General features: G+C 67.7%; 1 protein-coding gene. It reads right to left on the bottom strand.

Translation table 11 applies throughout. The annotated features are described in order from the left end of the window. Positions 1-4: 4 nt before the first annotated feature. A partial coding sequence (locus tag NON19_RS33010; protein WP_255932958.1) for an LCP family protein occupies positions 5-1,252 on the bottom strand: 1,248 nt, incomplete at its 5' end.

The raw sequence follows: 1,252 nt of genomic DNA on the forward strand, positions 1-1,252 counted from the left end.
GGCGTCAGTTGACGCAGGGGATGCCGCCCTCCTTCACCGAGTCGCCCGCGAAGGCGCTGTCCGGCGGCGCCGACGCGGCGCTCGCCGGGGACGCGGACTGAGCCGTGCTGGAGGAACCGCCCGAGGCCGCCGCCGGGGGTGGGGTGAAGTCCGTGCCGAGGGTGACCTGGACGTGACCGGCCGGGACCGACGCGCTGGAGGTGGCCGCCGCGGTGCCGAGCTTGGTGGCGATCTGCTGGGCCGCCTGCTGTGCGCCCGCACCGTAGACGACCGTCGTCTTGAGTTGGGTGGCGGCGTTGGACGTCTGCCCCGCCGAATAGCCCAGCGCCGTCAGCGACTTGAGCTCGTCCGCTGCCGCGCCGGTCTTGCCCGAACCGTTGAACACATCCACCGTCGCGGGCGCGGGCTTGGCGGACGGTTTGGTTCCGCCAGTGCCGCCCGAACTGGGCGAGGGGGACGGGTCGTGCCCGATCGTCGCCTGCACGAGGGACCGGACCTGGTCGACGTTGACCAGGTTGACGTCCTCGTTGTTGCGGTTGCCGAACCCGGCGATCGGCAGGGTGTGGAAGACCACGTTGCCGCCGGTGAGGTTGGTGGCCTGCTGGGCGAAGTCCAGCACGTCGAACTTGTTGTCGATGACCAGGTCCTGCTTGACCACCCCGAACAGCCCCTGGAGCTTGCCCAGGTCGTTGAAGACACCTTGGGTCTTCAGCTTGTGGGTGACCGAGGAGATGAACGCCTGCTGCCGGTGGGTACGGTCCAGGTCACCGCCGTCGAGACCGTGCCGCTGCCGGACGAACGCCAGCGCCTGCTTGGGGTTGAGATCCTGCACCCCGGCGTGGAAGTTCGCACCGGAGTACCAGTCGTGGACCGGGTGCTTGAGGCAGACCCGGATGGGCTGGAGGACCTTGGCGATGTCGTAGAAACCCAGCAGGTTCACTTCCGCGAAGTGGTCGATCGGCACCCCGAGGAAGTTCTGCACCGTCGCCAGCGTCGCCTCCCGACCGGCCTCACGGCTTTGCGCCTCCAGGTCGGCCCCCTTGACGCCCTGCCCGGACAGCTTGTCGTGAGCGACCGTGTAGGCGTTGGCGTACGCCTCCTTGATCTTGAAGTGCCCCTGCGCCGTGCCATCCCCGTTGAAGGTCTGCACATAGTCATCGCGCGGGATGGAGAACGCGGTGACCTTGCCGCCGTCCGCGGGTATGTGCATCAAGATCAACGTGTTGGTGTTGTAGTACCCGATGTCACTGGA

Source organism: Streptantibioticus rubrisoli, assembly GCF_024436055.1.
Lineage (GTDB): Bacteria > Actinomycetota > Actinomycetes > Streptomycetales > Streptomycetaceae > Streptantibioticus_A > Streptantibioticus_A rubrisoli.